The sequence below is a fragment of the Mesorhizobium sp. B2-2-4 genome, assembly GCF_006442375.1.
Classification (GTDB): Bacteria; Pseudomonadota; Alphaproteobacteria; order Rhizobiales; family Rhizobiaceae; genus Mesorhizobium.
In genome coordinates, this window is record NZ_VFWB01000002.1 from 298,932 (window position 1) to 323,606 (window position 24,675).

At 63.9% G+C, this 24,675-nt stretch carries 20 protein-coding genes; 4 read left to right on the forward strand and 16 right to left on the reverse strand.

Going from position 1 to position 24,675, the window contains the following annotated elements; all coding sequences use genetic code 11:
* Positions 1-166: 166 nt before the first annotated feature.
* The 3 genes from FJ959_RS06525 (at position 167) to FJ959_RS06535 (ending at position 5,383) form a co-directional block, all read left to right on the forward strand.
* On the forward strand, positions 167-775 hold the full coding sequence (locus tag FJ959_RS06525; RefSeq protein ID WP_140580697.1) for a TetR family transcriptional regulator: 609 nt from the start codon (positions 167-169) through the stop codon (positions 773-775).
* A gap of 63 nt (positions 776-838) precedes the next feature.
* Positions 839-1,984, forward strand: coding sequence for an efflux RND transporter periplasmic adaptor subunit (locus FJ959_RS06530; RefSeq protein ID WP_140629149.1), 1,146 nt, complete (start codon positions 839-841; stop codon positions 1,982-1,984).
* 249 nt (positions 1,985-2,233) lie between these two features.
* The gene (locus FJ959_RS06535; RefSeq protein WP_140629152.1) at positions 2,234-5,383 is read left to right on the forward strand and encodes an efflux RND transporter permease subunit; all 3,150 of its coding nucleotides are present in this window, start codon (positions 2,234-2,236) and stop codon (positions 5,381-5,383) included.
* 78 nt (positions 5,384-5,461) lie between these two features.
* Here FJ959_RS06535 and FJ959_RS06540 read toward each other — a convergent pair whose 3' ends face one another.
* The 16 genes from FJ959_RS06540 to FJ959_RS06615 all read right to left on the reverse strand — a co-directional run bounded on the left by FJ959_RS06540 (position 5,462) and on the right by FJ959_RS06615 (position 23,226).
* Positions 5,462-7,171, reverse strand: coding sequence for an APC family permease (locus FJ959_RS06540; RefSeq protein WP_140564312.1), 1,710 nt, complete (start codon positions 7,169-7,171; stop codon positions 5,462-5,464).
* Positions 7,172-7,422: 251 nt separating this feature from the next.
* Positions 7,423-9,792: an aminomethyltransferase family protein gene (locus FJ959_RS06545; RefSeq protein WP_140629154.1), complete on the reverse strand. Its 2,370-nt coding sequence runs from the start codon at positions 9,790-9,792 to the stop codon at positions 7,423-7,425.
* Between the two features lie 307 nt (positions 9,793-10,099).
* The gene (locus FJ959_RS06550) at positions 10,100-10,726 is read right to left on the reverse strand and encodes a sarcosine oxidase subunit gamma (protein WP_140629155.1); all 627 of its coding nucleotides are present in this window, start codon (positions 10,724-10,726) and stop codon (positions 10,100-10,102) included.
* The gene (locus tag FJ959_RS06555; RefSeq protein WP_140629158.1) at positions 10,719-13,700 is read right to left on the reverse strand and encodes a sarcosine oxidase subunit alpha; all 2,982 of its coding nucleotides are present in this window, start codon (positions 13,698-13,700) and stop codon (positions 10,719-10,721) included. The genes FJ959_RS06550 and FJ959_RS06555 overlap by 8 nt, the downstream gene beginning before the upstream one ends.
* A 199-nt stretch (positions 13,701-13,899) precedes the next feature.
* Positions 13,900-14,175, reverse strand: coding sequence for a sarcosine oxidase subunit delta (locus tag FJ959_RS06560; RefSeq protein ID WP_140564308.1), 276 nt, complete (start codon positions 14,173-14,175; stop codon positions 13,900-13,902).
* 10 nt (positions 14,176-14,185) lie between these two features.
* Entirely contained in the window at positions 14,186-15,439 is a 1,254-nt protein-coding gene (locus FJ959_RS06565) for a sarcosine oxidase subunit beta family protein (RefSeq protein ID WP_140497859.1), read from the reverse strand.
* A 35-nt stretch (positions 15,440-15,474) separates the two neighbouring features.
* On the reverse strand, positions 15,475-16,782 hold the full coding sequence (glnT, locus tag FJ959_RS06570; protein ID WP_140514695.1) for a type III glutamate--ammonia ligase: 1,308 nt from the start codon (positions 16,780-16,782) through the stop codon (positions 15,475-15,477).
* 63 nt (positions 16,783-16,845) lie between these two features.
* Complete coding sequence (locus FJ959_RS06575) at positions 16,846-18,174, reverse strand: FMN-binding glutamate synthase family protein (protein ID WP_095771140.1); 1,329 nt, start codon at positions 18,172-18,174, stop codon at positions 16,846-16,848.
* A gap of 6 nt (positions 18,175-18,180) precedes the next feature.
* A complete protein-coding gene (locus FJ959_RS06580) occupies positions 18,181-18,912 on the reverse strand; it encodes a GXGXG domain-containing protein (protein WP_140497863.1) in 732 nt (243 codons plus the stop codon).
* A 4-nt stretch (positions 18,913-18,916) separates the two neighbouring features.
* Positions 18,917-19,813: a glutamine amidotransferase family protein gene (locus tag FJ959_RS06585; protein WP_140497865.1), complete on the reverse strand. Its 897-nt coding sequence runs from the start codon at positions 19,811-19,813 to the stop codon at positions 18,917-18,919.
* Between the two features lie 86 nt (positions 19,814-19,899).
* The gene (locus FJ959_RS06590) at positions 19,900-20,229 is read right to left on the reverse strand and encodes a hypothetical protein (RefSeq protein ID WP_140629160.1); all 330 of its coding nucleotides are present in this window, start codon (positions 20,227-20,229) and stop codon (positions 19,900-19,902) included.
* Positions 20,226-20,915, reverse strand: coding sequence for a hypothetical protein (locus tag FJ959_RS06595; RefSeq protein ID WP_181165153.1), 690 nt, complete (start codon positions 20,913-20,915; stop codon positions 20,226-20,228). Before FJ959_RS06595 ends, FJ959_RS06590 begins: the two co-directional genes overlap by 4 nt.
* A 43-nt stretch (positions 20,916-20,958) precedes the next feature.
* Complete coding sequence (locus FJ959_RS06600; protein WP_140497869.1) at positions 20,959-22,362, reverse strand: amino acid permease; 1,404 nt, start codon at positions 22,360-22,362, stop codon at positions 20,959-20,961.
* Between the two features lie 14 nt (positions 22,363-22,376).
* Entirely contained in the window at positions 22,377-22,538 is a 162-nt protein-coding gene (locus FJ959_RS06605; RefSeq protein ID WP_140551131.1) for a hypothetical protein, read from the reverse strand.
* 14 nt (positions 22,539-22,552) lie between these two features.
* Positions 22,553-22,930: a hypothetical protein gene (locus tag FJ959_RS06610; protein ID WP_140497873.1), complete on the reverse strand. Its 378-nt coding sequence runs from the start codon at positions 22,928-22,930 to the stop codon at positions 22,553-22,555.
* A 14-nt stretch (positions 22,931-22,944) separates the two neighbouring features.
* Positions 22,945-23,226 (reverse strand): hypothetical protein, encoded by a 282-nt coding sequence (locus FJ959_RS06615; RefSeq protein WP_140497875.1) that lies wholly within the window; start codon positions 23,224-23,226, stop codon positions 22,945-22,947.
* A gap of 283 nt (positions 23,227-23,509) precedes the next feature.
* On the opposite strand from FJ959_RS06615, the gene FJ959_RS06620 reads away from it, so the two are divergent.
* The gene (locus FJ959_RS06620; RefSeq protein WP_140497877.1) at positions 23,510-24,643 is read left to right on the forward strand and encodes an aminomethyltransferase family protein; all 1,134 of its coding nucleotides are present in this window, start codon (positions 23,510-23,512) and stop codon (positions 24,641-24,643) included.
* Positions 24,644-24,675: the final 32 nt, after the last annotated feature.

A 24,675-nucleotide genomic window follows, 5' to 3' on the forward strand; every position in this document is an offset into this window, starting at 1 on the left:
GGGATGAGCGCCATTCGCAATCGGCAACGTCGGTCATTGCACACCTGCGACTGTCACCATCTGTCACCATTTTGTACGCGTACGCCGAATCCGCGTTGACATCGCGTTCCTTTCGATTTACGAGTGACGAAAATTAAAATTCATCACTAGTAAATCGAAAGAGGCTATGTCCGAAACCGCCAACCTCGTCGCCGATGCCGCTCGCCAGGAGAATGTAACGCGCATTCTCGATTGCGCCGAGCGCCTGTTCCGGCACTATGGCTACGGCAAGACCAATGTCGCCGACATTGCCCGCGAACTCGGCATGTCGCCAGCCAACATCTATCGCTTCTTTGCGTCCAAGGTCGAAATCCACCAGGCGGTCTGTGGCCGGATGCTCGGGGCCAGCTACAGGATGGCCTACGAGATCATGCATTTGCCGATCAGCGCCGAGGAACGGCTGCGGCGCTACGTGCACGCGCAGTACAAGATGACCATGGAGGTCATGCTCGACGACCAGAAGGTCCATGAGATGGTCATCGTCGCCCTCGAGCGCGATTGGGGCGTCATCGACAAGCATGTCGACAGTATCCACGATCTTTTTGCCGAGGTGATCCGCGAGGGCATCGCGGCCGGCGAATTCAGGGAGCAGGATCCGGTGATTGCGTCGCGCTGCTTCGGCGCCGCCACGGTCATTTTGTGCCACCCGCAGATGGTGGCCCAGTGTCTTGCCAAGACCAACCGGGCGATGCCCGACGACCTCATCGAGTATGCGATCAAGGCCTTGAAGAAATAGCCGCCGCCCGCCGCCCGCCGGGCGCCGGCAACGACAGTCAATCTCCAGTTTGGGAGTGCTAAGGTGTCTTCGTCCAATTCCATTATCCGCTGGCTGCCGGTTGCCGGCCTGATCGTCGCGGCACTCGGCCTGGCCGGTTGTTCCCAGGAGAAGGCGGAGGTCAGGGATATCATCCGCCCCGTCAAGGTCGTCGAGATCGGCGCGGCGCAGACCACCCGCCAGCTCGATTACTCCGGCTCGGTGCGTGCTCGCACCGAGATGAATCTCGGCTTCCGCGTTGCCGGCAAGGTCACCGAGAGGCTCGTCGACATCGGCCAGCATGTCACCTCGGGCGACGTCCTCGCCCGCATCGATCCCTCCGACTACGAGCTTTCGGTCAAAAGCGCCGCGGCGAGCCTTGACGCCGCCGAGCGCCAGGTCGAGACGGTGGATCTCGCCAGGAAGCGCGCCGAGCAGCTTTATGCCAAGAATTTCGCGCCGAAATCGCAGCTCGAGCAGGCGACGCTGGCCTACAACCAGGCGGTCGCGACGCGCGATGCCGCCCGCTCGACCCTCGCCCAGGCTCAGAACCAGGTCCACTATACCGACCTCAAGGCGAGCGAGAACGGCATCGTCACCGCGGTCAGTGCCGATGTCGGCCAGGTGGTCGGTGCCGGCACGCCCGTGATGACGGTTGCCGTCGATGGCGAGAAGGAAGTGCTGATCGCGGTACCGGAAATGGATATTGCCGGCTTCAGGCCGGGCAAGGAGGTCAAGGCAAGCTTCTGGGCGGACGATGCGCTGACGCTTGCCGGCAAGGTCCGCGAAGTGGCCGGCAGCGCCGACCCGCAGTCGCGTACCTTCGCCGTTCGCGTCTCGCTTCCCAACGATCCGCGCGTGCTGCTCGGCATGACCGCCAACGTGCAGGCCTCGATCGACAGCAAGACCCAGCTGGTCTCGATCCCGCTCAGCGCCCTGGCCGAAAAGGACGGCCAGAAGATCGTCTGGGCCGTGGACCGCGGCAGCGACACCGTGCATTCGCGTCCGGTCAAGATCGCGAACTTCACCGCCGATGGCGTCGCGGTTGCCGACGGCCTCAAGCAGGGCGACGTCGTGGTTGCCGCTGGCACCCAGTTCATGACCGACAATCTGAAGGTCAAGCTGTCCGGCGACAGTCTCCAGCAGTCCGCCTCGGCGGCGGAAGACGCTGCCACCAGCAGCCTGCGCTGACAGCCAGGCACAACGAAACCCTTCCCTATCTTGGCGGCGCGAGCCGCAAGACCGGGCAGGCCATGGTTTCCGGGCGGCAGGCGCCCGATCGTCGAGACGCCGGCAAGATGGCTCCCCCGCATCATTGTCGCGTCACACGCGATGCGAGTCTCTCCGCTTGAGGGAGCTTCGCCGCCCGGAGGCCAGACGAAGAACGCATGAACGGCATGATGAACCTGCCTTGCAGATCAATTGGACTGGACTGGCGCCATGACCACCGACAGCAACACTGAAAAGCGGCCTTTCAACCTCTCGCGTTGGGCGATCGGGCATCCGAGCATCGCGCGTTTCCTGTTCGGCCTGATCATCCTTGCCGGTGCGCTCGGCCTGATGCGCATGGGCCAGAAGGAAGATCCCGATTTCACCTTCCGCGTCATGGTCGTGCAGGCGATCTGGCCGGGTTCTTCGATCCAGGAGATGGAAGACCAGGTCGTCAACAAGATCGAGCGCAAGCTGCAGGAAACGCCGCATCTCGACTTCGTGCGCTCCTACACGCGCGCCGGCAGCGCCATCATCACGGTTCAGATCAAGGGCGACACCAATGCTGCCCAGGTCAACGACGCCTTCTATCAGGTACGCAAGAAGGTCGGCGACATAGCAGGCGATCTGCCGAAGGGCCTGCTCGGCCCCTATTTCAACGATGAATTCGGCGACACCTTCATCACCTTGCATTCGATCAGCGGCGATGGCTTCAGCTATCCCGAATTGAAGAAGTTCGCCATCCAGGCCCGCGATATGCTGCTGACGACGCCCGGCGTCGAAAAGGCGGTCATCATCGGCGACCAGCCCGAGAAGATCTATATCGACGTCTCGTCCAAGGCGCTGGCCGAGCGCGGCCTGACGCTGACTGACCTGCAGAACGCGATCAAGGGACAGAACAATGTCGACCCGGCAGGCTCTGTCGACACCGGCCTGCGCTCGGTCCGCATTTCGGTCGAGGGCGATGTCACCAGCGCCGCCGACATTCGCGAGCTGCGCTTGCGCGCCGGCAACCAGGTAACGCGCCTTGGCGATATCGCGACCGTGAGCTCGGGGCTGGAGGATCCCTTCGAGCGCAAGTATCGGTTCAATGGCCACGAGAGTGTCCAGCTCGGTGTCGTCATGGCCAAGGGCTTCAACGTCACCGATGTCGGCAAGGACGTCGAGGCGACCTATAGGCGCTTCGAGGAGGCGCTGCCGTATGGCGTCTCCGTCGACCAGATATCGGACCAGCCCGAGGTCGTCAGGGACGCTGTCAGCGAGTTCATGCATGCGCTCGGCGAAGCGCTGCTGATCGTGCTCGTCGTCTCGTTCCTGTCGATCGGCTGGCGCTCCGGACTTGTCATTGCCATCGCCATTCCGCTGGTCCTGGCCGCCACCTTCGCCATCATGTACGAGATCGGCATCGACCTGCAGCGCATTTCTCTCGGCGCCTTGATCATCGCGCTCGGCCTGCTTGTCGACGACGCCATGATCGTCGTCGAGATGATGGAACGCAAGCTGGAGGAGGGGCTGGTCAAGATCGAGGCGGCGGGTTTCGCCTATTCCTCGACCGCTTTCCCGATGCTGACCGGCACGCTGATCACCACCGCCGGCTTCATTCCGGTCGGCTTCGCCGCCTCCACTGCCGGCGAATATGTCCGCACGCTGTTCTACGTCGTCGGCATCGCGCTCGTCGTGTCCTGGTTCGTGGCGGTCTATTTCACGCCATGGCTGGGATATATGATCCTCAAGCAGCGCAAGCATGCCGGTTCCCATCACGACGTCTTCGACACCAGCTTCTATCGCCGGCTTCGCTCGACCGTTACCTGGGCCGTGCGCCATCGCATCATCGTGCTGACGATGACGCTGGTGACCTTCGCCGCCAGCCTGTGGGCCTTCCAGTTCATTCCGCAGAACTTCTTCCCGCAATCGTCTCGCCCGGAAATCCTCGTCGATCTCTGGCTGCCGGAAGGCACCAGCATCAAGGAAGTCGAGACGCAGGCCAAGGCGCTGGAAGCCAAGATGATGGACGACAAGGACAAGCGCTTCATCGCCACCTATATCGGTGAAGGCGCGCCGCGCTTCTTCCTGCCGCTGGACCAGCAGCTCAGGAATCCGAACTTCGCCCAGCTTCTTGTGATGGCCAATGACGAGCCGGCGCGCGAGCGGCTGATCGTCAAGCTGCGTACCATCCTGGCGCAGGACTTCCCCTCCATCCGCGGCAAGGTCGACCGCTTGTTCCTCGGGCCGCCGACAGGCTGGCCGGTGCAGATGCGCGTCATGGGTCCGGACCGCCAGGAAGTGCGGCGCATTGCCGACCAGGTGAAGGCGAAATTCCAGGCCAACCCGCTGCTCGGCGCCGTCCATGACGACTGGCTGGAACCTGTGCCGGCGATGAAGCTGGTCATCGACCAGGACCGCGCCCGCGCGCTGGGCGTCACCTCGCAACGCATTCGCCAGATGCTGCAGGCGTCCATGTCCGGCGCGCCGCTGGGCGACTTCCGCGACGGCGAAGAAACGGTGTCCATCGTCGCCCGCGAGCCGGATGCCAGCCGCGCGCTGCTGTCCTCGGTCGATTCCATCTACATCCCGACCGATTTCGGTGGCTTCGTGCCGCTGTCGCAGGTGGCCAAGGTTGTGCCGGTGCTGGAGCAAGGCGTCGAGTGGCGGCGCGACCGCTTGCCGACCATCAGCGTGCGGGCGACCTTGCCCGACGGCGTGCAGTCCAACGACGTCGTCACCAAGATGTACAACGACATGAAGGGCCTGCGCGACGGCCTGGCGCCCGGCTACAAGATCGAGATCCAGGGCGGTGCCGAGGATTCGGCGGAAAGCCAGGCTTCCATCGCCGCCAAGGCGCCGATCATGCTGGCCGTCATCGTCATATTGCTGATGGTCCAGCTGCAGCATTTCGGCAAGGCGATGCTGGTGCTGGCCACCGGTCCGCTCGGCATCATCGGTGCGGCCGCGGCCCTTTTGATCAGCGGCGCGCCGTTCGGCTTCGTCGCCATCCTCGGCGTCATCGCGCTGCTCGGCATCATCATGCGAAACTCCATCATCCTCGTCGACCAGATCGACCAGGACATCGCGAAAGGCATGGAACGCTCCGAAGCGATCATCGGCTCGGCTGTGCGCCGTTTCCGGCCGATCGTGTTGACGGCAATGACCGCGGTTCTGGCGCTGATCCCGATCTCGCGCGGCGTATTCTGGGGGCCGCTCGCCTACGCCATGATGGGCGGCATTCTGGTTGCAACCGTGCTCACCATCCTGGTGCTGCCCGCCGGCTACGCCCTGTTCTTCGGCCGCGAGCGCAAGAAGGTGCCGACCGACGAACAGACGCCCGAACCAGAAACCGTCGAAGGCGTCGAGAGGCCGCAACTCGCTTTGGCGGCTGAATGAACGAAATCGGCCGGTCTCATTTGAGACCGGCCAATTTCTGTTCTTGCGGAGCCGAAGGCCGCTTGCCCGTCAGGCAAATCAGATGACGAAAAACCAGTTGGCGATCAGCATTACCGCCACGCCGGCGACCAGCGTCAGATAGGGCAGCATGCCCGCCTTTTTCACCGAGAGGTCCGCTCCCGCCATGCCGAGGTCGGCCAGCATGTGGTCGGGGAACTTGCCGCCGTCCTGGATGTAATGGCGGAAGCAGAACACCGGGATGATCAGCGCCGCGGTGATCAGCCCGGCCCACAGCGCCATCGGGTTCCACACCTTGGCGCCGGCGCCCATGAAGATCGCGTTGACATAGGCGAAGATCGCCCCGATCCCCAAGAGCCACGTCGGGGCCTTCCACGGCCGCGCGATATGGCCGTTGTCGATGCGATGGATCCAGCCGGCATTGAGGTTGAGGAAGTTGAAGATGATGTAGCCGCAATTGGATACGGCGAGAATGAAGAAGAAGCTCGTCGCATCGGCCGAGGCGATCGCCAGCACGATCAGGTTGAAGCACAGGTCGGTCCACATCGCCCGCGTCGGCGCGCCATGCTCGTTGACGTGACTGAGGTAGCGCGGCAGCCAGCCGTCGACGGAGCCCTGGTAGAGCGTGCGCGAGGAGCCGGCCATCGCCGTCATGATGCACAGCACAAGCGCTAGGATCATCAGCATCACCAGCAGGCTGTGGATAAGCCCGCCGCCGCCGACCATGCCGGCGAGAGCATCCGCCACGCCCGAACCGTCGACGATCGGCGTCGCCAGCATGCCGTTGAGGCCGAGCACGCCCTGGAAGGTGAACGGCACCAGGATGAACAGCAGCATGCAGAGCAGGCCGGAATAGAAGATGGCCTTGAAGGTATCGGTGCCCGGGTTCTTGAACTCGGAGGTGTAGCAGACGGCGGTCTCGAAGCCGTAGGTCGACCAGGCGGCGATGAACATGCCGCCGAGCACCAGCGTCCAGCCGGCGATGTTCCAGGCGCCGGGCTCTGGCGCATAGGCGGCGGCCAAGGGAACCAGCGGCGAGAAATTGGCCCAGTTGATCTGGCCGGTGAAGATCGGCACGACGCCGACGATCAGCATCGGGACGATGACAAGCAGGCCGATATATTTCTGCACATTGGCGGTGCCCAGGATACCGCGATGCTGGATCGAGAAGATCATCAGCATCAGCACGGCGCCGATGAAGAAGGTGGCGTTGAAGGTGAAGGACACCGGACCCAGCGTGTGACTGAACGCCGACCACGTGCGGATCGCCGGGGTCGCCGCCGCGGTCACCGCGGTAATGGCGTCGCCGGCGCTCGTTCCGGCATGTGCCGCGATATAGGCGGCGACCTCGGGCGACGTGTCGGTAAAGATCGGCACCGGCGCCAGCGCATTGAGGATATAGGCGGCGGCGATCGAGCAGCCGAGCGAGAGCACCGGCGACCAGGCAAACCAGTTGCACCATACCGACAAGGGCGCGATGAACTTGGAGTAGCGCAGCCAGGCGGTGGCGCCGTAGATCGAGGCGCCGCCCGATTTGTTCGGGAACAGGCCGGCGATCTCGGCATAGGTGAAGGATTGCAGGAAGCCCATGACCATGGACACCGTCCAGATCAGGAAAGCGAGCGTCCCGGTCGTGCCGGCAATGCCGCCGATCGAGAACAGGACGAGGGCTGGAACGCCGCTCGCCACCCAGAAGGCGCCGCGCCAGTCGATATGCCTGAGCAGCTTGCTTTCGGCAGGCTGGTCCAGGACCGTGCTTATGGTGCTCATGTCGGTGAATTCCCCTTTTTGATGTTCCCCGCCGGCGACGCCTCGGCTGTGCGAAGCTTGCTCCCGGCCAATATCGCCGCGACTTCAGTGTTTCCACTCAGTCGTATTTTTTTCTTAGGAGTGAAGATTGATCCGGCGCGCTTTCACGTCAAGCGTTTTGTCGCGCCGTGCACATCACGCTTGCGGGCGGGCGCACAAATGTGCCCCGCGGCGCCGCCGACGGGCAATCCCGTATGCCCGGAAGGCCGCGGTCAGGAACGCGGCCTGGTCTTCTGCGGATCGTAATGGGCGAAGGCCACGACTCGCGCCGGCAGCCGCTTGGCGTGGCCGTCGAGCTTGCCGATTTCAACTCGCGCGCCGATGGCGGCGTGGGTGACATCGAGCCGCGCCAGCGCGATGGTCTTGTTCAGCACCGGCGAGCGCATGCCCGACGTGACGACCCCGATCTGGGCGCGGCCGACATGCACGCAATCGCCATGGCCGACCGCGACGTTGGCATCGATGTCGAGCCCGACCAGTTTGTTCTGCGGGTTCTCCTTGCGCCGGATCAGCGCCTCGCGGCCGATGAAGTCGTCGGTCTTGGACTTCAGCGGCACGGTGAAGCCGATGCCGGCCTCGAACGGGTCGGTCTGGTCGGAGAACTCGTAACCGGCGAAGATCAGCCCGGCCTCGATGCGCACCATGTCCAGCGCCTGCAGGCCCATCGGCTTCAATCCATGCGGCTGGCCGGCGGCCCAGATCGCGTCGAAGACCTTTTCGGCGTCGCGCGGATGACACCAGATCTCGTAGCCGAGTTCACCGGTATAGCCGGTGCGCGAGACGACGACCGGAACGCCATTGCCGCCGCCGATGCGCGCGACGGCGAAGCGGAACCATTCCAGTTCCTCGATCGACGGCTGCAGCGGCGAGGTCCAGATCACCTTCCTCAGGATATCGCGGCTCTTCGGCCCCTGCACGGCGATATTGTGCATCTGGTCGGTGGACGAGCGTACCAGCACGTTGAGACCGAGCTTTGTCGCCGTCTCGCGCAGCCATTCGCCGGACAGATCGTCGCCGCCGACCCAGCGGAAATTGTCCTTGCCGAGCCTGAGCAGCGTGCCGTCGTCGATCATGCCGCCATGCTCGTAGCACATGGCGGAATAGACGACCTGGCCCACGCCGAGCTTCTTGACGTCGCGGGTCAGCGTATATTGCAGCAGCGCTTCGGAATCCGGGCCGGTGACCTCGAATTTGCGCAGCGGCGACAGGTCCATGATCACGGCGTCCTGCCGGCAGGCCCAGTACTCGGCGATCGCGCCTTCCCTGGCGAAGGAATTGGCCAGCCAATAGCCCCTGTACTCGACGAAGTCGCGGGTGTGCTTGGCAAAGCTCGAATGAAAGGAGGTCTCGCGGGTCATTTTCGGTTCCGAATCGGGCGTCATGCGTCTGGCGATCGCACGCGAGAATTTGTGCTGGCCGGAATAGGTGCGCACATGGATGTCGGTCAGGTCCCAGCCGTTGGCCGGCGTCGTGTCGTCGGGGCAGGCGGAGGACACGCAGACGATGTCGGTCAGGGCCCGCAGCAGCACATAGTCGCCGGGCCGCGACCATGGCTCGTCGGAGACCATGATGCCATGCGCGTCGATCGCCGTGTTGAAGAAGAAGTTGATAGCCATCCAGCCGGCGCGTGGTGTGACGCCCTTGTCCGACAGCGCGCGGTTGAAGTTCTCCGAGCAGTTGGCATGGCCGGGATAGCCGATGTCATCGTAATATTTGGCGGCGCATGCGAGCGCGAAGGCGTCGTGCCGGCCGCATGTGTCCTGCACCACTTCGACCAGCGGCTCCATGTCCTGGTCGTAATATTTCGAGTGCAGCCCCGGCGTCGGATAGCTCGCGCCCATCAGCGTGCGTGTCGTCGTCACATCGAGCGGATGGTCGAGCCCCTTGTCCAGCTTGCGCGCCGAAAAGCACTGGAAGTCGGTGCATTGGCGCCCGTCGACGTCGATGATCTGCAGATAGTCGCCGGCTTTGACGAAGTAGGATTCCGCCGTCGCCGAATGGACGCGCAAATCGAGCACCGGATCGGCGAGCGGGTCAGCCAATAGCGACTTCGCCGCCGGACGGATGGTGGCACGCCGCACGATCACGGTAAGCGGCGTCGCCGTATCATGGCCGTCGACCAGCATCGGCCCGCCGGGCGCGGCAATCACCACCGAGCCGACGCGCACGATGGTGAAAGCCTGTTCGGTGCCGGCCGGCGTGGCGCCGCCGAATACGCGCACCGCCTTGGCCTGGTCGAGCCGCACCTGCCGGCGCGCGAGCCCGCGCCGCAGGGACGCGAGGCTGTCATCGCCCTCGGCAAGCAGTGCCTTGATGCCGGCGGCATTGCTGTTGGATTTTTCCCCGAGGATGGAGGGATCGGTCGCACCGGTGCGATCCCATGCCAGCAGTTCGCAAGCCTGGCCGCCCTCGACATTGCGCACCGTGATGGTGTCGCCGGCCTCGACCTCGATCAGCACCGCACCATTGCCCTGGACCGTATAGCGCTCCATGCCCGGCGGCAGCGCGATCTGGCCGGGCCGCAGGATCAGGCTCGGCCGGGGTGGTCCGGATGCGACGGCAGGGTAGGGCGACTGGCTCATCTCAGCCTTGCGGTTCGAGAAACAAGTTTGCCTGTGTGTGAAATTATTTTAGCAGCAAGAATAGCAGTGCGGGTGGGTTTGGCAAGGCGGTGGTGGGGCAGGTTCTTCCTTCTCCCCTTGTGGGGTCCGAAGGACGGGGCGAGATTCGTGGCTCGCCCCAGGGCGGTGGATCAGTGCCCGGCGCCGAGACGGTTGAGGGGGTGGGTGACGGCGTGCCGTCATTGCCAAGCTGGAGCGCCACTCATCCGACCTCGCTCCGCGAGGCCACCTTCTCCTACAAGGGGAGAAGGGAAGGGCGTGCGCAAAGCTACGTCACTTCCTCGGAATGGCTGATATCCACACCATATTCCGCCGCCGCATCGAGCATCGTGTGCCACAGGCTCTCGGCAAAGGTCGCGAAGACCAGAACGTTGAACACCGCCTGTCCGTCCGCCCGATCATTCCCACGCCAGAGCGTGACGCTGGTGTGATCCATCGAGGTTGCGGCGGCAGAGCCGACCGCGAACACACCGGCATGCAGATCGAGCGATGAAAGCTTGGCCAACATCGCCCGCGCCTTGTCACCGGAGATGCTGATCAGCGCCCGCGCATGCGACTGGTCGGACAGCGAAGCCGATCCGGCAAGCAGAGGAGCAAGCGCCTTCATCCCGTGCTTGCCACTCTTCGACAGCACGAAAAACTGATCCGGCCCGGACCAGATCAGCGTGGCGTCCCCAATCCGCACCGCCTTGGGCGCATCCGGACCGGCAATGCCGAAACACGCCGTCGCAGCCCTGGCCAGGTCACCCGCCTTGCCGCGGCGTGCCATCACTTGCACGAGGTCGAAATTGCGGATCTCGGTCAGCGAAACGCCGGTATCGCCCTGCGCGCCACGCGGACCGACGACCAGCGTGCGGTCGAGAGGGCTGCGCGCATCCCAGGTAAATTCAGCCACGCTGGCGCCCTCCATCCGGGTCGTAGAAGACGGGATTGCACAGTTCGACATCATACTCCTCTGCGCGCAGCGGATCGTGCGCGCGCACGGCCTCGCCGATACGCTCGCGACCACGTTCCACGAGAGCAAGCCCGATCCATTGATCCGATGTCGGCGAGAAGCAGACTGAGGTGACATAGCCCTGGTCGTTATCAGGTCCGGGCGTCTGGCCCTTCGGAACGATGTGCGCGCCGGAGCGCAGCCGCCGCGCCTTGTCGGTCGGCTTGATGCCGACGACGACCTGCCGGTCCGGCGCGACCAGTGCCTCGCGCCCGGCCATGACGCGGCCCACAAAATCCTTCTTGGTCGACATCATCTTGCCCAGGCCGAGGTCGGCGGCCGTGGTCGTGCCGTTCAGTTCCGGTCCGGCGACATGGCCCTTTTCGATGCGCATGACGCCAAGAGCCTCGGTGCCGTATGGCGTCACGCCGAACGGCTTGCCGGCCAGCATCAGATTGCGCACGAGCGCCTCGCCATAGCGCGCCGGCACCGAAATTTCGAACGCCATTTCGCCGGAGAAAGAGATGCGGAACAGCCGCGCCTTGATGCCGCCGCGCAGCGCGACTTCGCGTGCACCCATGAAGGGGAAGCCCTCGTTCGACAGGTCCTCGGCCGGATCGACGATCTCCTTCAGCAGATCACGCGTCTTCGGCCCGGCGACAGAAAACTGCGCCCACTGGTCGGAGACCGAGGTCAGTTGCACATCGAGTTCCGGGAACAGCACCTGCCGGCAGAATTCGAGATGCTGCATCACCAGTCCGGCCTTGGCGGTGGTGGTGGTGAGGAAATAATGATCCTCGGCCAGCCGCGAGGTCGTGCCGTCGTCGTAGACGAACCCGTCCTCGCGCAGCATCAGCCCGTAGCGCGCCTTGCCGACGGCGAGGCTGGAGAAGGTGTTGATGTAGACGCGGTCGAGGAAGGCGCCGGCATCGGGGCCGTGCACGTCGATCTTGCCGAGCGTCGAGACATCGCAGAAGCCGACGCCGGAACGCACCGTCTTGACCTCGCGTGTGACGGATTCCAGCCAGTCCTTCTCGTCCGTGCGCGGATACCATTGCGCGCGCTTCCACAGGCCGGTGTCGACGAAGACGGCACCCTGTTCGGCGGCCCAGTGATGCGAGGGCGTCAGCCTTGTGGCGTGGAAAGTCTCGTCGCGGTGATGGCCGGCAAAGGCGCCGATCGCGACCGGCACATAGGGCGGGCGGTAGATCGTCGTGCCGGTTTCGGGAATGGACTTGCCCGACACCGCAGCCATGATGGCGAGGCCGGCGACGTTGGAGGTCTTGCCCTGGTCGGTCGCCATGCCGAGCGTCGTGTAGCGCTTCAGATGCTCGACCGATTCAAAGCCCTCACGCTGTGCGAGTTCGATGTCGGAAGCTGTGACATCGTGCTGCTGGTCGACGAACGCCTTGCCCTTGCCGGCGACATGCCAGAGCGGCGTCAACGAGAACGCCTCGTCATCGGCAGTCGGCGCTGTGCCGGCCTTGCCGCAGCGCCCGGCGTCGAGCGCGGCCGCCGCGCCTGCTGCAAACCCTCCCGCCAGGCAGGCGCCGAGACCGAACGAGCCATTGGCTGCACCGGCGGCGACCATGCCGGGAGGCGCTCCGTCGGGCACGAAGGCGGCGATGTCGTCGCGCCATTTCGGCCGGCCGCGATGATAGGAGGTGAGCCCGACCGCCGGGTTCCAGCCGCCGGAGACGGCAAGCCCGTCCGCTTCCACTTCGGCTCGCGCGCCGCCGGTGAGAGAGACGGAGATTTTCCTCACACCGTCCTTGCCGCCGTCCGCACGGCTGACGGCGCCATGCAGCACCGGGAAGCCGCTCTTCGAGGCGAGCGAACGATGGGCGGGCGAGACGTCAGGCCGTGCGTCGATGACCGCCGCAATCTGCAAGCCTGCGCCGAGTACTGTCTCGACCGTGCGCCAGCCATCCTCATTGTTGGTGAACAGCGCGATGCGTTTTGCCGGCGCGGCGGCATAGCGCGCGACATAGGTCCGCATGGCCGAAGCCATCATCACGCCGGGCGTATCGTTGCCGGCAAAGACGACCGGCCGCTCGAGGGCGCCGGCCGCGACGACGCAACGCCTGGACACGATGCGCCACATGCGCTGGCGCACCTGGTGCTCGGGCGGCGAGGGCAGATGGTCGTTGACCCGCTCGATCGCGCCATAGGTGCCGCCATCGTAGACGCCGAACAGCGTCGTGCGGGTCATGATGCGGACATCGGGCATTGCCTCGAGTTCCGCCAGGGTTCGCGACAGCCACTCGGCTGCCGGCAGCCCGTCGATCGTGCCGCCATCCGAGAGCAGGCGGCCGCCGGGAATAAAATCCTCTTCGCACAGGATGACGCGGGCGCCGGAGCGGCCGGCGGCAAGGGCCGCCGCAAGCCCGGTCGGGCCGGAGCCGGCGATCAGCACGTCGCAATGCGCCCAGGCCTTGTCATAGTGGTCGGGATCGGCAACGCCGGCGGCGCGGCCGAGGCCTGCGGCGCGGCGGATCGCCGGCTCGTAGATCGCCTCCCAGAATTTGGCCGGCCACATGAAGGTCTTGTAGTAGAAGCCGGCGACGAAGATCGGCGCGAAGAGCTGGTTGACCGACATCACGTCGAAATGTAGCGACGGCCAGCGGTTCTGGCTGGCGGCCTCGAGCCCTTCATAGAGCTCGGCGGTCGTGGCCTTGGTGTTCGGCTCGCGGCGTGCGCCGGTGCGCAGTTCGACCAGCGCGTTGGGCTCTTCCGAGCCAGCGGTCAGAATGCCGCGCGGACGGTGGTATTTGAACGAGCGGCCGACCAGCTTGACGCCGTTGGCGATCAGCGCCGACGCCAGCGTGTCGCCCTCGAAGCCGAAGAACGTCTTGCCATCGAAGCGGAAGCTCAGCGGTGACGAACGATCGACGAGGCCGCCGGTCGGGAGACGATGGGATTGGGAGGAAATCACGATGCAGCCCCATGCACTGGCGTCGCGCTGCCCCTCGTCGCCCTGCCGCTTCTTACCCTCCCCCTGGTGGGGAGGGTCGCTGCGAAGCAGCGGGGTGGGGGGGCGGCGCAGACCCCCACCCGGACCTGCGGTCCTACCTCCCCACAAGGGGGAGGTAGAGGCCTGGCGGAGTTCGCGGCGCTGAGCTGGACAGAAAAATTCATTTCGCAACCTGCCTCGCCCCGGCGCCCGCCGCTGGCTCCACGGCCGAAATTTCGTGCGTCAGCGTGTTGCGGGTGACCTTCAGCCACGCCCGGCAGCCGCCGCCGTGGTACCAATTCTCGTCCATCACGCCGGCGACATTGTCGCGCAGGTAAACGTAGTCGAAGACATCGTCCTCCGAAGCGCCAGCCTCCGGCCGCACCGGCTTGGCGTCGCCGAGATAGGTGAACTCGCCGAGTTCGCGTTCGCCGCAGAAGGAACAGGTGATGCGCATGACGGGGCCTTCAGTGCAGGTTCGGTTGGGCGCCCTGGCCCTTTTCGTCTATCATCGCACCAGACCGGAACCGGTCGAGGCGAAAGCGGGCGGCCTCCTTGTGGGACTGGTCGCGGGCCAGCAGGTGGGCAAAGACGAGGCCTGAGCCCGGCGTCGCCTTGAAGCCGCCATAGCACCAGCCGGCATTGAGGTAGAGCCCGTCGACCGGCGTCTTGTCGATGATCGGCGAGCCGTCCATCGACATGTCCATGATGCCGCCCCACTGGCGCAGCAGGCGCACGCGGCCGATCATCGGCATCAGCGCCATGCCGCCTTCGCAGACGTCTTCCATCACAGGCAAATTGCCGCGCTGGGCGTAGGAATTGTAGCCGTCTATGTCGCCGCCGAAGACCAGGCCGCCCTTGTCCGACTGGCTGACGTAGAAATGGCCGGCGCCGAACGTCATCACATTGGGGATGAGCGGCTTGATCGCCTCGGAGACGAAAGCCTGCAGCACATGGCTTTCGATCGGCAGGCGCAGGCCCGCCATCGCGGCGACGCGCGAGGAGGAGCCCGCGACGGCCATGCCGACTTTCCCGGCGCCGATCTTGCCGCGCGAGGTCTCGACGCCGGTCACCTTGCCGTTGGCGTCGCGCACGAAGCCCGTCACTTCGCAATTCTGGATGATGTCGACGCCGAGCGCGCTCGCCGCATGGGCGTAGCCCCAGACCACGGCGTCGTGCCGCGCCGTGCCGCCGCGCCGCTGCAAGAGCCCGCCTTGCACGGGAAAGCGCGCATTGTCGAAATTCAGGAACGGCATCATCTTCTTGACCGCGGCAAGGTCGAGCAATTCGGCATCGATGCCGTTGATGCGCATCGTGTTGCCGCGCCGCGCATAGGCATCGCGCTGCGCATCGGAATGGTAGAGATTGATGACGCCGCGCTGGCTGACCATCGTGTTGTAGTTGAGGTCCTGCTCCATCCGTTCCCACAGCTTCATGGACAATTCGTAGAAGCCGGTGTTGCCGGGCAGGCCGTAATTGGAGCGGATGATGGTGGTGTTGCGGCCGGCATTGCCGGAGCCGATCCAGCCCTTTTCCAGCACGGCCACATTCCTGATGCCGTACTCGCTGGCGAGGAACCAGGCGGTGGCCAGACCATGCCCGCCGCCGCCGATGATCACCACGTCGTAGCGGTCCTTCGGGCTGGCGTCGCGCCAGGTGCGCTGCCAGTTCTTGTGGCCGGAGAAGGCGGCGCGGGCGAGCGAGAAGATCGAATATTTCATACGTTCATTCCGAGGTCGCTCGCACGCTGCGCCGGTCAGATATCCAGCGTGTGGTCGCGCTCCCATTGCGTGAAGTGCGAAGCATAGGAATTCCATTCCTGGTGCTTCAGCTTTAGATAAGCCGACGAGAATTCCTCACCCAGCGCCGTCTTGAGCGATTTGTCATTGTCGAATTCGCGCAACGCGTCGAGCAGGTTGAGCGGCAATTTCGGCGCGCCCTCCACCGTGTGACCATGCTGGTACATGTCGATGTCGTAGCGCCTGCCGGGATCGGCCTTGGAGCGGATGCCGTCGAGGCCGGCGGCGATGATGACGGCTTGCAGCAGATAAGGGTTGGCCGCGCCATCAGGCAGCCGCAGCTCGAAGCGGCCGGGGCCGGGCACGCGCACCATGTGGGTGCGGTTGTTGCCGGTCCAGGTCACCGTGTTCGGCGCCCAGGTGGCGCCCGAAATGGTGCGAGGCGCGTTGATGCGCTTGTAGGAATTGACGGTCGGGTTGGTGATGGCGGCGAGAGCCGAGGCATGTTTCATGATGCCGCCGAGGAAGTGCTTACCCTTGGCCGACAGGCCGAGCTCCATCGAATTGTCGGCAAAGACATTGGTCTTGCCTGATTTGTCCCACACCGAGATGTGCGCATGGCAGCCATTGCCGGTCAGTCCCTGGAAGGGCTTGGGCATAAAAGTGGCGCGCAGGCCGTGCTTTTCCGCGATCGACTTGACCATGAACTTGAAGAAAGAATGCTTATCGGCGGTCGCCAGCGCATCGTCGAAGGCCCAGTTCATCTCGAACTGGCCGTTGGCATCCTCGTGGTCGTTCTGGTAGGCGCCCCAGCCGAGCGCCAGCATGTGGTCGCAGATCTCGGCGATGACGTCGTAGCGGCGCATCAACGCTTGCTGGTCGTAGCATGGTTTCGCCGCCGTATCATATTCGTCGGAGATCGTTTTGCCGTCGGGCGAGATCAGGAAGAATTCCGCCTCGACGCCGGTCTTGACATGCATGCCGTCGTTAGCGGCTTCCGCGATCAGTCGCTTAAGCGTGTTGCGCGGTGCCTGGTCGACCTCCTTGTCGTCCATGATGCAGTTGGCGGCGACCCAGGCGACGTCAGGCTTCCAGGGCAGCTGGATAACCGAATTCGGATCCGGCACCGCCAGCATGTCGGGATGTGCCGGCGTGAGGTCGAGCGAGGTAGCGAAACCGGCGAAGCCGGCGCCATCCTTCTGCATATCTGATATCGCCTGCGCCGGCACCAGCTTGGCGCGTTGCCCGCTGAACAGGTCGGTGTAGGAGATCATGAAATATTTGACGTTTTTCGCCCTTGCGAACTCTGCAAGATCAACTGTCACGGAAGTTCCCCATTTTTTGTCGATTGTTGGCCCTAGAGCATATGGCCTTCGGCCCTTTGTTGATCAGAAGCCGTTCTTCCCCGGTATCCAGTTGGTGCCGGCCAGCGGCACGCCGGCCATCGCGGCGGCCTCGATCGTGAGCGCGACGAGATCCTCGGGTTCGAGATTGTGCAGGCTGTTCTTGCCGCAAGCGCGGGCGATGGTCTGCGCCTCCAGCGTCATCACCTTGAGATAGTTCGCCAGCCGGCGGCCGGCGGCCACCGGATCGACCCGCTTCATCAGTTCGGGATCCTGCGTGGTGATGCCGGCCGGGTCGCGGCCCTCGTGCCAATCGTCATAGGCGCCTGATGTGGTGCCGAGCTCGTTGTACTCCGCCTCCCAGCGGGGATCGTTGTCGCCGAGCGCGACAAGGGCAGCCGTGCCGATGGAGACCGCGTCGACGCCGAGCGCCAGCGCCTTGGCGACATCGGCGCCGTTGCGGATGCCGCCCGAGACGATCAGCTGCACCTTGCGATGCATGCCGAGATCCTGCAGCGCCTGCACCGCCGGCCTGATGCAAGCGAGCGTCGGCTGGCCGACATTCTCGATGAACACTTCCTGCGTCGCCGCCGTGCCGCCCTGCATGCCGTCGACGACGACGACGTCGGCGCCGGCCTTCACCGCAAGCGCTGTGTCGTAATAGGGGCGGGCGCCGCCGACCTTGACGTAAATCGGCTTTTCCCAGTCGGTGATTTCGCGCAGTTCGAGAATCTTGATCTCGAGATCGTCCGGCCCGGTCCAGTCGGGATGGCGCGAGGCCGAGCGCTGGTCGATGCCCTTGGGCAGCGTGCGCATCTCGGCGACGCGATCGGAGATCTTCTGGCCGAGCAGCATGCCGCCGCCGCCGGGCTTGGCGCCCTGGCCGACGACGACCTCGATGGCATCGGCGCGGCGCAGATCGCGCAAATTCATGCCGTAGCGCGACGGCAGGTATTGGTAGACGAGCTGCTTGGAATGGCCGCGCTCTTCCTCGGTCATGCCGCCGTCGCCGGTCGTGGTCGAGGTGCCCGACAGCGTCGCGCCGCGCCCGAGCGCTTCCTTGGCCGGGCCCGACAGCGAGCCGAAGCTCATGCCGGCGATGGTGATCGGGATTTTCAGCTCGATCGGCTTCTTGGCATGGCGTGAGCCCAACACGACTGATGTGTCGCAGCGCTCGCGATAGCCTTCGAGCGGATAGCGCGAGATCGATGCGCCCAGGAACAGAAGGTCGTCGAAATGCGGCAGCTTGCGCTTGGCGCCGGCGCCCCGGATGTCATAGATGCCGGTGGCCGCGGCGCGGCGGATCTCGGAAAGCGTGTAGTCGTCGAAAGTCGCGGATTTGCGCGGCGTCGTCGGCGGGTTGCGATAGGTCATGCTGCCTCAATACGCGTCGGCGTTGTCGATATTGAAATTGTAGAGCGTGCGCGCCGAGCCGTAGCGCTTGAATTCAGACGGCTTGACACCGGTGACGCCGGCGCGGTCGAGCAGGCCCTGCAGCAATTCCAGGTGTTCGGGCCGCATTTCCTTGGCGATGCAGTCGGCACCCAGGCTGCCGACCTTGCCGCGCACGAACAGCCGTGCCTCGTAGATGGAATCGCCGAGCGCGTCGCCGGCATCGCCCAGCACCACCAGATTGCCGGACTGCGCCATGAAGGCCGACATATGGCCGATATTGCCGTGCACGACGATGTCGATGCCTTTCATCGAAATGCCGCACCGCGAGGACGCATTGCCCTCGATGACGAGCAGCCCGCCCTTGCCGGTGGCGCCGGCATATTGGCTGGCGTCGCCTTTGACTGTTATCGACCCCGACATCATGTTTTCGCCGACGCCGGGTCCCGCCGAACCATGCACGGTGATGGCACTGCCGGAATTCATGCCGCCACAGTAATAGCCGACGCTGCCGCGCACATCGATGCTGACCGGCTGGTCGACGCCGACGGCGACCGAATGGCTGCCCTTCGGGTTCAACACTTCCCAGGCGGTCTCGTTCGAGCCTGGCGTCAGATTGTGCAGTGCCTGGTTGAGCTCGCGCAGCGACATCTGGTCCAGGTCGAACACCCGGGAGGCATGGTCGCTCGCCGCCGCGGTTGAAAGTTTTGTTGCCGGCATGAACTCAATGCTCCCAGAAATAGACGGTTGCGGGTTCCGGTTCCCAGACTCTCGCATTGTCTATGCCGGGCAGTTTGGTCAGCGCGCGATATTCCGAGCCGAAGGCGACATACTGGTCCGTTTCGGCCATCACGGCGGGCTTGCAGGCGATCGGGTCGCGCACCACGCCGAAGCCGTTCTTGGTGCCGACGACGAAGGTGAAGAAACCGTCGAGATCTGAGAGGGTGCCCTCCAGCGCCTCGCCGAGGTTCTTGCCATGCGCCATCTGGGAGGAGAGATAGGCGGCCGCCACTTCGGTGTCGTTCTCGGTCTCGAATTTCATGCCTTCGCGGACCAGTTCGCGGCGAACGTTGTTGTGGTTGGACAGCGAGCCATTGTGCACCAGGCACTGGTCGGCGCCGGTCGAGAACGGATGCGCGCCCATCGTCGTCACCGCCGATTCCGTCGCCATGCGGGTGTGCCCGATGCCATGCGTTCCGGTCATCCCACGGATGTCGAAGCGGTCGACCACAGCCTCGGGCAAGCCGACTTCCTTGTATATTTCCACGGCTTCGCCGGCACCCATGATGCGGATGTCGGGCCTGAGCGACTGGATGGTCTCACGCGCGGCATCGACCTTTTCGGGCGTGGTCCTGATGACGGCATGCGTCGATTTTACCATGACGCTCACCGGCACGCCGAGCGCCTTGGTGAGTTCGGCGTCCAGTCCACGGAAATCACGCTCCGGCCTCGGCGACTGGATGGTGATCTTGGCCTCGTTGCGGGACGGCGCGCCATAGATCGCGATGCCGGCGCTGTCGGGTCCGCGATCGCTGAGCGATACCAGCATCTGCGACAACATCGCACCGAGCTGCGGCTCCAGCGCTTTGTCCTTGAGGAAAAGTCCAACGATTCCGCACATGCCAGCCTCCAGACCCTTTGTAGCTAAAAATGATGTATCGGATGAGTTCGGGGAATTCAATTGGTATGAAAAAAATATTCCTCTCGTTACGCGTTGTGTTTTGTCCCATCCGGCGGCCCATCGCCTTGTCGGCGCATGGAATGGGCCCATTTGGCGGTCCGGATACGAGCCATCTTGTAGGCGTCGAGGATCGACAGCGCATAGATCAGGAAGCCGCCGGCGTGGCGGCCGACAAAGCTGGCGTCGGGCGGGGCGATCTTCGCCGTCACCCAGGCCAGGATGACCATGAAGAAAAGAAACTGCAGGCCGCGCGTGGGAACGCCCAGCATGACGTGGCCGCTGCCCGGCAGCAGGGTTGCCGCGCCCAAGACGATATATGGGCTGGTAGGTCCGGGCGAGGGGGTTGCGCTGGTCATGCCGCTTTCCGTTCGTTCCTGTTGATCGCGTCGCGCAGTCCCGAAAGGGATACGAGCAGCCGCGAGATCAGCGCCGGGTCGATTTGCGCGTCACCGAAAGCGGCTTGCCGGAAGACACCGTAGCGGGCCCGCTCGGCTTCGGCCAGCAGCCAGACGATACGCACACCCTTTGGCGTGATCAGTAGCTCCTTGGCGCGTCCTTCTGAAAAGGGCTCCAGATGGTCGGCGATGATGTTTTGCGGGAAGCGCACGCCTCTGCGGTCCGTTCGAAGCACCGCCTCGGCGGGAAAGCCGGGCGCCTTCGGCAGCGTGTGGTCGAGATGGTCGAAATTGGAGAATGTCGTCGGCGAGCCCGGCCGCATCATCATGTCGAAGGTGCCGGGCACGGCTGTTTTCTCCGTTATCGATACGCTGAGCCAGCGCGCCGGCAGCTTTCTCGTCGCCAGCGTGTCGACGATGGTGCGCAACTGCACGCGCTGGCCGTTCCACGAGCCTTCCCACGTAACGACGCCGGCAGTACCGTCCGAGACATCTTCGGCGTCGGCAATGACGGCGCGGATGCTGGCCTGGTCGGCGGCGCGCGCCACGGCAGCCCTGTCGCGGCTGCGGCGTGCCAGCCAGGCAAAGTGCAGGACGAGAGCCAGGACAGCCGCCCCGGCAAGCAGTGCTGACGTCACCTCGGACATTTCGTCATGCCAGGCCCGCCCAATTCGGACGGGCCTACTCCCATCAATAGCCCTGCGGTTTCGGCCACGGCATGGTGAACTGGTCGCCGCGCCGCACGAATTTGTAGCGATAGAAATGGAACCACAGCGAGATCAGGAAATAGAACGCGACCATGGCAATGAGCTGCGAGCCGAAGCCGAGGAAGATCGCGAAGAAGGTGACCACGCACAGGCAGAACAAGACGATCGCCGGCAGCGGGTGGAAGGGATGCGTGTAGCCGCGGCGGATCGAACCCAGAGGCCACTTCTTCCGGAACATCATGATGTTGATGCTCATGAACGTATATTGCAGCACGCCGGACAGGATCGAGAAGGTGATCGCCTGGTTGAGGTCGGCGATAAAGGCGAAGGCGAGCGCGATCGGCAGCAGGAACAGGATCGAGCGGTAGGGCGTGCGGTATCTCGGGTGCACCGCCGAGAACCAGCTCGGCAGGTAGCGATCGCGGCCGAGCGAGAACCAGGCGCGCGCCGCGTCGTTGATGCAGCCATTGGCGGACGCCAGTGCGGCAAGCAGCGTGGCGATGAACAGCAGGTTTTCCAGCAGCGGGTTGCCGGTCAGCTTGCCGGCGTCCCACAGCGGATAATAAGTGATGCCGAGATATTCCCAGGGCATCAGCGAGGCGCAGACATACCAGGTCATGGCGGCGGCGATCAGAAGCGTGATCATGCCGGCCATCGTGCCATAAGGCAGCGAGCGCGCGGGCGAGCGCACTTCCTCGGCCGCCTGCGTGGTGCCCTCGATGCCGAGATAGTACCAGATGCCGAACTGGAAAGCGGCGATGACGCCGATCCAGCCATAGGGCAGCGCGTTCTCTGGGGTGACCAACTCGTTGAGCTTGAGCACCGCGCCTTGCGTCCACGGGCTGACCGAGAAGAACAGGATGACGATGGAGATGTAGGCAATCGCGGTGATGACGAAGTTGACGTTGAGCGTCATCAGCACGCCGCGATAGTTGAGCCATGCCAGGACGACGATGGTGGCGGCGATGAAGGAGTTGTGGGTGAGGCCCTCGACGCCCGCCTTGGCGACGATCGTGTCGCCGAGCAGGATGGCGTCCGACACTTCGAGCATGGTGTAGGCAAAGACCAGGAACAGCGCGACGTTGAAGGCCATCAGCGGCCCGACGATGTGCTTGGCCTGCGCATATTGGCCGCCCGCGGCGGCGACCGTCGACGTCACTTCGGAATCGATCATGGCGACCGAGGTATAGAGCAGCCCGACGACCCAGCAGACGATCAGCGCGGCAAGCGCGCCGCCCTTGTCGGCGGAGAAATTCCAGCCGGTGAACTCGCCGACCAGAACGATGCCCACACCCAACGCCCAGACATGGGCCGGGCCAAGCACCCGAAGCAGCGAGACCCTGTCGCCATTTGTTGCCGAACCCGCAGTTTCAACCACGACCGTCATCGATCAATCCCCACTCAGATCCGGTGTTTTTCGGAAGCGGCTTCAAGTTCGCCTTCGCGCGAGGACGTCAGCACATCCTCGGAGTAGGTCGTATCGACCTTGAACCAATCGTAGAGCATCCACAGCGCAAGCACGATCGAGATGCCCCAGCATGCGTAAGAGAGCGCTATCCACATGGTCTGTCCCCGGATTATTTCTCGTCGAACTTCTCGTTGATGACGTCGCGATATTCACGGTCCGATGCCCGGAACAGGAACACGAAATAACCGATCAGCACGGCTGCCATGACAACAAGCGTCGGCCAGTCGATGATGTAGTGGAAACGGTTCTGGATTATGTCGTGCGCGGTCTCTGGCGTATAGCCGAGCCTTTCCCAGATCGACGCCATGGTCGGGTTCTGGCCGAGCGCCTCCCAGGTCTTGGCGTCGAGCGCGTCGATGGACTTGGCTGCTCCCGCCAATCCCAGTTTCAGCGGCAGCCACAGCGCCACGAAGATGGCGACCACGACGACGGCGATATCGAAGACCTGCCCGGCCTTGCTCTGTTGCGGCGGCGTGTAGCGGGACATGCTTCTCTCCCCCCTCAGGATTTGCGGTTGCGGTCGTAGTTCTTGATGTCGAGCCCGTAGATGAACTCCTTGTCCTCCTTGTAGTGGTTGACCATGGCCAGGATCGCCGCCGTGTTGAAGATCAGCACCGCGGCGGCGGCAATCGCGACGACGGCCTTGATGCCGTCATGCGGGATATGCGGCCATGTCATGAAGAGGACGAAGAGGATCGTCGCCCACAGGCAGATGATCAGGAGCGCGGATCCGCGCAAGTCGGAACGGTACAGCGCCTCGATGCGCTGCTGCAGGTCTGACATCGGTTTTCCCCTTTTTCGACGTCCGGTTCCGAATCCACCGTCCGCCGTTCTCTTTCAAGAGAGTGAAATTTTTTTCATAAATTCAGACCGAATTCGGAAATTGTCAAGACGAATTTACGCAGAGTTAACCGTCTTGTTCGGATGACGAATTTTGCCTGACAATGAAATTATTTGCTTTCAGGGGATTGCAGGCCCCACGCGTTTGCGATCAATATTCGCTCAAAGCTCCAGCCCGCGCGCACAGGAGCAGGGAACATAATCAAAATATCGAACGGAGGATCGGATGACGGCATCCTGGAGATTTTCAACCCTGGCGGATCGCCATCGCGCGCTGGGTTCGAAACTCGAAGACTGGAGCGGCATGGGCACCGCCTGGACCTACGACAAGGATGCCGACGAGGAATACATCGCTATCCGCACCAAGGCCGGGCTGATGGATGTCTCGGGCCTGAAGAAGGTCCACATCACAGGCCCGCACGCCTCGCACCTCATCGATCTCGCCACCACGCGCGACGTCGAAAAAATCTATCCCGGCAAATCGGCCTATGCCTGCATGCTCAACGAGGCGGGAAAATTCACCGACGACTGCATCCTCTACCGCACCGGGCCGAATAGCTGGATGGTGGTGCATGGCTCGGGAACCGGACATGAGGAGTTGCAGCGGGCGGCGATGGGCAGGGACGTGTCGCTGCGCTTCGACGACAATCTGCACGACCTCTCGCTGCAGGGGCCGGCGGCGGTCGACTATCTTGCCAGGCACGTGCCGGGCATTCGCGACCTCAACTATTTCCATCACATGCAGACGCAGCTCTTCGGTTTTCCGGTGATGATCTCGCGCACCGGCTATACCGGCGAGCGCGGCTATGAAATCTTCTGCCGCGGCCAGGATGCCGGCACGATCTGGGACAGGATCCTCGACGAGGGCAAGAGCGCCGGCATCATCCCGTGCCGCTTCACTACGCTCGACATGCTGCGCGTCGAGAGCTATCTCCTGTTCTATCCCTACGACAATTCGCAGAAATATCCGTTCGAGAATGAAGGCCCCGGCGACACGCTGTGGGAACTCGGCCTCGACTTCACCGTCAGCCCGGGAAAGACCGGCTTTCGCGGCGCCGAGGAGCACTACCGTCTCAAGGGCAAGGAGCGCTTCAAGATCTATGGCGTGTTGCTCGACGGCAAGGAGCCGGCCGACGAGGGCGCCCCGGTCTATCGCGATGGGAAGAAAGTCGGCGTCGTCACCTGCGCCATGTATTCGCCGCTGGTCGAGAAATCGATGGGCATCGCCCGCCTCGACGTCGACTGCGCCGTCAAGGACACAAGGCTCGAGATCCGCAACAGGAGCGGATCGATCAAGGCGACGGCGCAGCCATTGCCGTTCGACGACCCAAAGAAGACCAAGCGCACGGCGAAAGGCTGAGGCATAGTCGAAGGCGAGGGTTCGAGGCACGA

Coding starts and splice junctions, on each gene's coding strand:
- FJ959_RS06590 (WP_140629160.1), bottom strand. CDS start 20,229: ATGACCAGCGCAACCCCCTCGCCCGGACCTACCAGCCCATATATCGTC.
- FJ959_RS06580 (WP_140497863.1), bottom strand. CDS start 18,912: ATGCCGGCAACAAAACTTTCAACCGCGGCGGCGAGCGACCATGCCTCC.
- FJ959_RS06525 (WP_140580697.1), top strand. CDS start 167: ATGTCCGAAACCGCCAACCTCGTCGCCGATGCCGCTCGCCAGGAGAAT.
- FJ959_RS06560 (WP_140564308.1), bottom strand. CDS start 14,175: ATGCGCATCACCTGTTCCTTCTGCGGCGAACGCGAACTCGGCGAGTTC.
- FJ959_RS06595 (WP_181165153.1), bottom strand. CDS start 20,915: ATGTCCGAGGTGACGTCAGCACTGCTTGCCGGGGCGGCTGTCCTGGCT.
- FJ959_RS06610 (WP_140497873.1), bottom strand. CDS start 22,930: ATGTCCCGCTACACGCCGCCGCAACAGAGCAAGGCCGGGCAGGTCTTC.
- FJ959_RS06585 (WP_140497865.1), bottom strand. CDS start 19,813: ATGTGCGGAATCGTTGGACTTTTCCTCAAGGACAAAGCGCTGGAGCCG.
- FJ959_RS06535 (WP_140629152.1), top strand. CDS start 2,234: ATGACCACCGACAGCAACACTGAAAAGCGGCCTTTCAACCTCTCGCGT.
- FJ959_RS06605 (WP_140551131.1), bottom strand. CDS start 22,538: ATGTGGATAGCGCTCTCTTACGCATGCTGGGGCATCTCGATCGTGCTT.
- FJ959_RS06620 (WP_140497877.1), top strand. CDS start 23,510: ATGACGGCATCCTGGAGATTTTCAACCCTGGCGGATCGCCATCGCGCG.
- FJ959_RS06540 (WP_140564312.1), bottom strand. CDS start 7,171: ATGAGCACCATAAGCACGGTCCTGGACCAGCCTGCCGAAAGCAAGCTG.
- FJ959_RS06600 (WP_140497869.1), bottom strand. CDS start 22,362: ATGACGGTCGTGGTTGAAACTGCGGGTTCGGCAACAAATGGCGACAGG.
- FJ959_RS06615 (WP_140497875.1), bottom strand. CDS start 23,226: ATGTCAGACCTGCAGCAGCGCATCGAGGCGCTGTACCGTTCCGACTTG.
- FJ959_RS06565 (WP_140497859.1), bottom strand. CDS start 15,439: ATGAAATATTCGATCTTCTCGCTCGCCCGCGCCGCCTTCTCCGGCCAC.
- FJ959_RS06575 (WP_095771140.1), bottom strand. CDS start 18,174: ATGACCTATCGCAACCCGCCGACGACGCCGCGCAAATCCGCGACTTTC.
- FJ959_RS06545 (WP_140629154.1), bottom strand. CDS start 9,792: ATGAGCCAGTCGCCCTACCCTGCCGTCGCATCCGGACCACCCCGGCCG.